Source organism: Streptomyces sp. KR55, assembly GCF_052245645.1.
Classification (GTDB): domain Bacteria; phylum Actinomycetota; class Actinomycetes; order Streptomycetales; family Streptomycetaceae; genus Streptomyces; species Streptomyces flavusporus.
Window position 1 is genome coordinate 1 of sequence record NZ_JBQQCE010000521.1, and the last position, 6,771, is coordinate 6,771.

Here is a 6,771-nt window from a genome sequence, read left to right on the forward strand (position 1 = left end):
CCTTATGCCAACGCCATTGACCAAGACAACGCCCGTGGCGTTCGATCGGCGGCGACAGGGCGAACGCGTGGTTCACCCTCTTGCACGGTGAAAGGAGCTGCTATGCGCATCCTCTTGGTCGGTGCGGGCGGAGTGGGCACGGCCATCACCCGCATCGCGGCCCGCCGGGACTTCTTCGAGCGGATGGTCGTCGCCGACCACGACCTCGCGCGCGCCGGGGCAGCCGTGGCCACAGCGGCCGCCGACGGCGACCAGCGTTTCGCCGCCGCCCGCGTCGATGCCTCCGACGAGGAGGCGGTGGCCCGGCTCCTGGCGGCCGAGCGGTGCGACGTCCTGCTGAATGCGACCGACCCCCGGTTCGTGATGCCGCTGTTCCGCGCCGCGCACACGGCCCACGCGCACTACCTGGACATGGCGATGTCCCTGTCCCGGCCGCATCCGGACCTGCCGTACGAGCAGACCGGGACGAAGCTCGGCGACGAGCAGTTCGCCCTGGACGACCAGTGGCGTCGGAGTGGGCGGCTGGCCCTCGTGGGCATGGGCGTCGAGCCGGGCCTGTCGGACGTCTTCGCCCGGTACGCGGCCGACGAACTCTTCGACACGATCGAGGAGATCGGTGTCCGTGACGGCGCGAACCTGACGGTCGACGGACACGACTTCGCCCCGTCGTTCAGCATCTGGACGACGATCGAGGAGTGCCTGAACCCGCCCGTCGTCTATGAAGCGGACCGCGGCTGGTTCACCACCGCACCCTTCAGCGAGCCCGAGGTCTTCGACTTCCCCGAAGGCATCGGTCCGGTGGAGTGCGTGAACGTCGAGCACGAGGAGGTCCTGCTGATCCCGCGCTGGGTGAAGGCCGGCCGGGTCACGTTCAAGTACGGGCTGGGCGCGGAGTTCATCACGGCGCTCCGCGTCCTGCACCAGATCGGTCTCGACCGTACCGACCCCGTGACGGTCACCGCGAAGGACGGCACCCGGGCCGAGGTGTCCCCGCGCGACGTGGTGGCGGCCTGCCTTCCCGACCCGGCCGGGCTCGGCGACCGGATGCACGGCAGGACGTGTGCCGGCACCTGGGTCAGGGGCACCCGCGAGGGACGACCGCGCGAGATCTACCTGTACCACGTGGTGGACAACGCCTGGTCGATGCAGGAGTACGGCTGTCAGGCGGTCGTGTGGCAGACGGCCGTCAACCCCGTGGTCGCGCTGGAACTGATCGCGAACGGCAGGTGGTCGGGCGCGGGCGTGCTCGGCCCGGAGGCCTTCGCACCCCGGCCGTTCCTCGACCTCCTGACGGCGTACGGATCTCCGTGGGGCATCCGCGAGCAGCAGAGCGTGTGAGGACACCCGCGACGGCCAACCGGCTTGAATGGCAGGTGACGCACTCGCGTCCGCGCCCCGTGACAAGGAAAGATGAGGAGGCAAGCCAAGGACCGAGCAATGTGAGGAGCGGGCGTATGCAGCACGAGCGAGCGGGCAGGCCGGCCGATCCCGAGGACCTCGTCGATGTCGCCCGGCTGGTCACCGCGTACTACGCGCTGCACCCCGACCCGGGCGAGCCGGGCCAGCGCGTCGCCTTCGGCACGTCCGGACACCGCGGTTCGTCACTGGCGAGTGCGTTCAACGAGGACCACATCGCCGCGACCAGCCAGGCCATCTGCGAGTACCGCGTCGGCCAGGGCACCGACGGCCCCCTCTTCCTGGGCGCCGACACCCATGCCCTGTCGGAGCCCGCGAGGGTCACCGCCCTGGAGGTGTTCGCCGCCAACGACGTGACGGTGCTCATCGACAGCGCGGACGGCTACACGCCCACTCCCGCCGTGTCGCACGCCATTCTCACCCACAATCGTGGCCGCACCTCGGGCCTCGCGGACGGGGTGGTGGTCACCCCCTCGCACAACCCGCCCGCCGACGGCGGCTTCAAGTACAACCCGCCGAGCGGCGGCCCGGCAGCCTCGGACGCGACCTCCTGGATCCAGGACCGGGCCAACCAGATCATCGCGGGCGGCCTCAAGGACGTACGGCGCCTTCCGTACGCCCGGGCGCTCGCCGCACCCGGCACCGGCCGATACGACTTCCTGGGGACCTACGTCACCGACCTCCCGAGCGTGCTGGACCTGGACGCCGTCCGCGCGGCCGGCGTGCGCATCGGCGCCGACCCGCTCGGTGGGGCGTCCGTCGCCTACTGGGGGCGCATCGCCGAACAGCACCGGCTCGACCTGACCGTGGTCAACCCGCTCACCGACCCCACCTGGCGCTTCATGACGCTGGACTGGGACGGCAAGATCCGCATGGACTGCTCGTCGCCCTACGCCATGGCCTCGCTCATCGACCGGCGCGACCGCTTCCGGATCGCCACGGGCAACGACGCCGACGCCGACCGGCACGGCATCGTCACCCCGGACGCGGGCCTGATGAACCCCAACCACTATCTCGCCGCCGCCATCGCCTACCTCTACGCCCACCGTGACCAGTGGCCGGCCGCTGCGGGCATCGGCAAGACCCTGGTGTCGTCCGCAATGATCGACCGGGTCGCCGCCGATCTGGGCCGTCAACTGGTCGAGGTTCCCGTGGGGTTCAAGTGGTTCGTGGACGGGCTGGTCGACGGCTCGCTCGGGTTCGGCGGTGAGGAGTCGGCCGGTGCGTCCTTCCTGCGCCGGGACGGCTCCGTGTGGACCACCGACAAGGACGGCATCATCCTCGCGCTGCTCGCCTCCGAGATCACCGCGGTCACCGACAGGACCCCGTCCGAGCACTACGCGGGGATGACCGCGCGCTTCGGCGAACCCGCGTACGCGCGCATCGACGCCCCTGCCTCCCGCGAGGAGAAGGCACTGCTCGCCAAGCTGTCGCCCGCTCAGGTCAGCGCGGACACCCTGGCCGGCGAAGCGGTCACCGCGGTGCTCACCGACGCTCCCGGCAACGGTGCGCCCATCGGCGGCATCAAGGTGACCACCGCCAACGCATGGTTCGCGGCCCGTCCTTCGGGAACCGAGGACGTCTACAAGATCTACGCCGAGTCGTTCCTCGGACCCGACCACCTGCGTCAGGTGCAGGAGGAGGCCAAGTCCGTGGTCCTGGCGGCACTGGGCAGCTGACGCGGCGATCGGGATCCGCGTACCGCTCAGGTACGCGCACGGACAACGGCGGCGAAGTTGGCCGCCAGACGCCGGGCGGCCCGAGCCGAGTCCGCCTCCGCTGTCTCCGCGCGGGCGCGCAGCATCTCCAGGTCGAGCCCGGCGTCGGCCAGGGCCGCCTCGTCCCACCCCGCGAGGCGGTCCGCACCGACCTCGGGATGGAACTGCACACCCCAGGCGCGCTCACCGACCCGGAACGCCTGCACCGGGCACTGCTCGTTCTCGGCCAGATGAACAGCCCCGGGTGGCAGTGCAGTTACCTGGTCGCGGTGGTTCTGGATCGCCGGGAACCTCGGTGGCATCCCGGCCAGGAGCGGATCGTGCTCGGCTTCGGGGCGCAGCACGATCGTGCACGATCCCCGCTCGGGCCGACCGTACTCGCCCGTCACCTCGCCGCCCGTCGCCACGGCCAGAACCTGGGCGCCGAGGCAGATGCCGAGCAAGGGCACGCCGTCGCCGGCGCATTGACGTGCGAGAGCCCGCTCGGCGGGCAACCAGGGTGCGTGCAGGTCGGCGTCGGGCAGGAAACCGCCGCCGAGCAGCACCACAGCGTCGAAGCCGGCCGAAGTGGCCGGCACTGCCGGGCCGGACACCTCGTCGACGGTCAGCCCCTCCGCGTGCAGCCACGCCCGCAGTCGGCCGGGACCACTGCGCTCCGCGTTGCGCACCATCAGCACCCTGCGGGCGTCCCGGTCGGTGTTCGCCGCTTCACTCACGAGGCCCACACCACCAAGAGCCGGTGCCGGGACGCAACCCTGCCGGTGGTGGTCAGACGTCGCCGGCGACCCGGGAACCGGCCGAGGCCATGCCCAGCCAGGTGTGCGGGTTTCCCTCCCAGCACCAGCCGAGTTTGGGCGCCTTCTGACTGATCCAGATCGCCGGGACCCTGCGGTCGCCGCATCGTGAACCACCGAGGGAGAAGCACTTGTTCTTGACCAGTACCTGCGGGAAGTGGGTGACGAGAGCGATGCCCTCCTCGATGGTGAGCAGCGTGCGACCCCGCTCGGCGATGACCTTCATCGCGTCGTTGGGTACGGCGCCGCAGAACTCCTCGCCGCGTTCGATGTCGAACAGCAGATAGGCGTCCGGGTGGGGAAGTCCGGCCTCCTCGGTGGCGACGAACCGCTCCAGGGAGCCGGGTTCGAAGGAGCGGTCGACGAAGCCGGGCGTGCGCCCGCGGTGCAGGGTCGTGCGCGGCATCGTGTCCTCGACCGGCGCCACGTTCCGGGTGACGACGAGCACGAAGGGCACGCGGCCGCTCTCCGGTTCGTACGGGCCGGCGGGAGCCGTCGCGGCGCGGGCGCGCAGCGGGGCGACCAGCGCGCCGAACTGGTCCGGGTCGAGTCCGGACAGCGCCGGATACCCGAGGGCGATGAGGTTGCGGACCTGACGGTCGAACTCGGCTTCACCGTCGAAGGCGGTGTCGGTCAAGGCGGCCCCTTTCGGAGGCGAATGCGACGGAAAACTTACGACGGACGTAAATTTACGCGCGAGGTACACAGGATGTCAACGTAAAAATACGACGGGGGTAAGATTCCGCCATGAGTATCGAGTCGAGCACCACGACCGCCGCCTCCGCGGCGGCCATCGGCCTGCGCGAGGCCAAGAAGCGCGAGACGCGGCAGCTGATCTCCGACCGGGCGACCGAGCTCTTCATCACGCAGGGCTTCGAGCAGACCACCATCGCCGAGATCGCCGACGCCGCCCGCGTCGCCAAGAAGACCGTGACGAACTACTTTCCCCGCAAGGAAGACCTGGCCCTCGACCACCAGGACGAGTTCGTGGCCGGTCTGGCACGTACCGTGGCCGCCCGCGAACCCGGCGAATCCGCCCTCGCGGCACTGCGCAGCTCGTTCCTGTCCGCGGTGAGGGCACAGGACCCGGTCGCCGGCTTCGCGGGCCCGGAGTTCACCCGCATGATCGCAGAGAGCCCCACCCTCACCACCTGCCTGCGCGGCCTGCACGATCAGCGTGAGGACGCCCTGGCCGCCGCCCTCGCCGAAGCCACCGGCGCGGACCCCGGCGACATCACCCCACGCACGGCCGCGTCCCTGCTCGGCGGCGTCCACCGCGTCCTGTTCCGCCGTATCCAGGAACTCACCCTCGCCGGGCACACCAACTCCGAGATCGCCTCCGTCCTCTTGCAGGAGGCCACGGAGGCGTTCACCCTCCTCGAACCGGCTCTGTCCGACTACGCCCGATGAACGCGCGGGGCCGCCGCCGGCCGGCTCAGCCCTCCGTGTCGGAAAACCTCTCCGCGAGGTCGCGATGCCTGTCCGCGGCCGTTTTCGCCTGGGCAGGGCTGATGGCCGATCCGGGCATGCGGCCCAGACGCTCGACGTTCTCCGCGAAGCGCAGGTGCTCGAGCCGTGCATGCTCACGGGCAGGCCAGGCAGGTGACGCGATCCGGACGCGGAGAGGTCATCGCATACGGCACCCGCAGCCCGCACCCCGTGGTGACATGGCTCGGCAGATCACCGGCCAGCCCGAACGTGGACGCCATCAGGTTGCGGACAGCCGCATCGCCCTGCACCACCTTCGACTCCACGTGAACGTGCGGATCGAACCCGCCCATCTGTCCTCCCCTCCCGGCGACTGGAACGACCGGCAGGTCAGTTGCCGGTGTCGTCGGCGGTGCCCGGGCGGTCGGCGTCGAGTTCGTCGACCAGACTGCGCAGCAGGGGGCCGTACTCGGGGTGGGCGAGGGCGAAGGCCATCTGGGCGACGAGATAGTCGGCCGGGTTGCCGGTGTCGTACCAACGGCCCTGAATGACCTGCCCGTACACCGCGCGGGTGGAGGCGTAGGCGTTGATGGCGTCGGTGAGGTAGATCTCGCCGGTCCGGTGCTCGTACCAGCGGCGGGTCTGCTCGCGCAGCTCGTCGACGATGCCCGGGGTGATCACGTAGCCGCCGATGGCCGCGTACGGGGACGGCGCATCCTGCGGTTTCGGCTTCTCGACCAGGCCGGTGATGCGCAGTTGGCCGTCGCCGAGGTCCTCCTTGACGAGGGGCACGCCGTAGCGCTGGGAGTGGGCGGGGTCCATCGGCAGCAGGGCCAGTACCGGGCAGCCGGTCTGCTCGTAGGCGCGGATCAGCTGCTGGGCGCGGGGGACCTCGGCCACGAAGACGTCGTCGGGCCACAGCACCAGCACGGGCTCGTCGCCGAAGGAGCGGGCGGCGTTCAGCACCGGGGTGCCGTTGCCGTACGGACCGTACTGGTCGAGGTAGGTGATGTGCCCCTTGCGGGCCAGCTCCGCCACTTCCTCCACCGCGTCCGCGTACGCCGTCTTGCCGTCCTTGCGCAGCTGGGCGACGAGGGCGGGGTTGGGGCGGAAATGGTCCTGGATGAGGCTCTTGCCGCCGGAGACGACGATGGTGATGTCGGTGATACCGGAGTCCACCAGCTCGCGCACGGTGTGCTCGATGACCGGCTTGTCGCCGACCGGAAGCATCTCCTTCGGTGTCGCCTTGGTCAGGGGCAGGAGACGGGAGCCGAGCCCGGCGGCGGGGATCACGGCCCTGCGGATCGTCGGGGACATGGAATCTCCCTCGGTCGAACGGCACACCGCACCGGCCGGCACGGCACATGCCGACGCTACCAATGCCCGCTGCCGCTCTCGTTCGGGCACATGCCTGT

General features: G+C 70.5%; 7 protein-coding genes. 3 read left to right on the plus strand and 4 right to left on the minus strand.

Features of this window, described 5'->3' with window-relative positions; translation table 11 throughout:
• The first annotated feature begins 102 nt into the window (after positions 1–102).
• Positions 103–1,338, plus strand: a complete 1,236-nt coding sequence (locus ACTWQJ_RS43975; protein WP_443312001.1) for a saccharopine dehydrogenase family protein — start codon at positions 103–105, stop codon at positions 1,336–1,338.
• A gap of 116 nt (positions 1,339–1,454) precedes the next feature.
• Positions 1,455–3,095: a phosphoglucomutase (alpha-D-glucose-1,6-bisphosphate-dependent) gene (pgm, locus tag ACTWQJ_RS43980; RefSeq protein WP_443312002.1), complete on the plus strand. Its 1,641-nt coding sequence runs from the start codon at positions 1,455–1,457 to the stop codon at positions 3,093–3,095.
• 26 nt (positions 3,096–3,121) lie between these two features.
• Here pgm and ACTWQJ_RS43985 read toward each other — a convergent pair whose 3' ends face one another.
• A complete protein-coding gene (locus ACTWQJ_RS43985; protein ID WP_443312004.1) occupies positions 3,122–3,850 on the minus strand; it encodes a type 1 glutamine amidotransferase in 729 nt (242 codons plus the stop codon).
• A 52-nt stretch (positions 3,851–3,902) separates the two neighbouring features.
• On the minus strand, positions 3,903–4,565 hold the full coding sequence (locus tag ACTWQJ_RS43990; protein ID WP_443312005.1) for a DUF5701 family protein: 663 nt from the start codon (positions 4,563–4,565) through the stop codon (positions 3,903–3,905).
• Positions 4,566–4,675: 110 nt separating this feature from the next.
• Here ACTWQJ_RS43990 and ACTWQJ_RS43995 point away from each other — a divergent pair, with 110 nt between their 5' ends.
• Entirely contained in the window at positions 4,676–5,338 is a 663-nt protein-coding gene (locus ACTWQJ_RS43995; protein WP_443312006.1) for a TetR/AcrR family transcriptional regulator, read from the plus strand.
• Positions 5,339–5,511: 173 nt separating this feature from the next.
• Here the strand turns inward: ACTWQJ_RS43995 and ACTWQJ_RS44000 are convergent, their stop codons facing one another.
• Both ACTWQJ_RS44000 and ACTWQJ_RS44005 read right to left on the minus strand, forming a co-directional pair.
• A complete protein-coding gene (locus tag ACTWQJ_RS44000) occupies positions 5,512–5,709 on the minus strand; it encodes a hypothetical protein (RefSeq protein ID WP_443312007.1) in 198 nt (65 codons plus the stop codon).
• 37 nt (positions 5,710–5,746) lie between these two features.
• Positions 5,747–6,673, minus strand: coding sequence for a UTP--glucose-1-phosphate uridylyltransferase (locus ACTWQJ_RS44005; RefSeq protein WP_443312008.1), 927 nt, complete (start codon positions 6,671–6,673; stop codon positions 5,747–5,749).
• Between the last annotated feature and the right edge of the window lie 98 nt (positions 6,674–6,771).

What these genes read in the sequence shown, in the direction of transcription:
- ACTWQJ_RS43975 (WP_443312001.1), top strand. Translation starts at nt 103, where the DNA reads ATGCGCATCCTCTTGGTCGGTGCGGGCGGAGTGGGCACGGCCATCACC.
- pgm (WP_443312002.1), top strand. Translation starts at nt 1,455, where the DNA reads ATGCAGCACGAGCGAGCGGGCAGGCCGGCCGATCCCGAGGACCTCGTC.
- ACTWQJ_RS43995 (WP_443312006.1), top strand. Translation starts at nt 4,676, where the DNA reads ATGAGTATCGAGTCGAGCACCACGACCGCCGCCTCCGCGGCGGCCATC.
- ACTWQJ_RS44000 (WP_443312007.1), bottom strand. Translation starts at nt 5,709, where the DNA reads ATGGGCGGGTTCGATCCGCACGTTCACGTGGAGTCGAAGGTGGTGCAG.
- ACTWQJ_RS44005 (WP_443312008.1), bottom strand. Translation starts at nt 6,673, where the DNA reads ATGTCCCCGACGATCCGCAGGGCCGTGATCCCCGCCGCCGGGCTCGGC.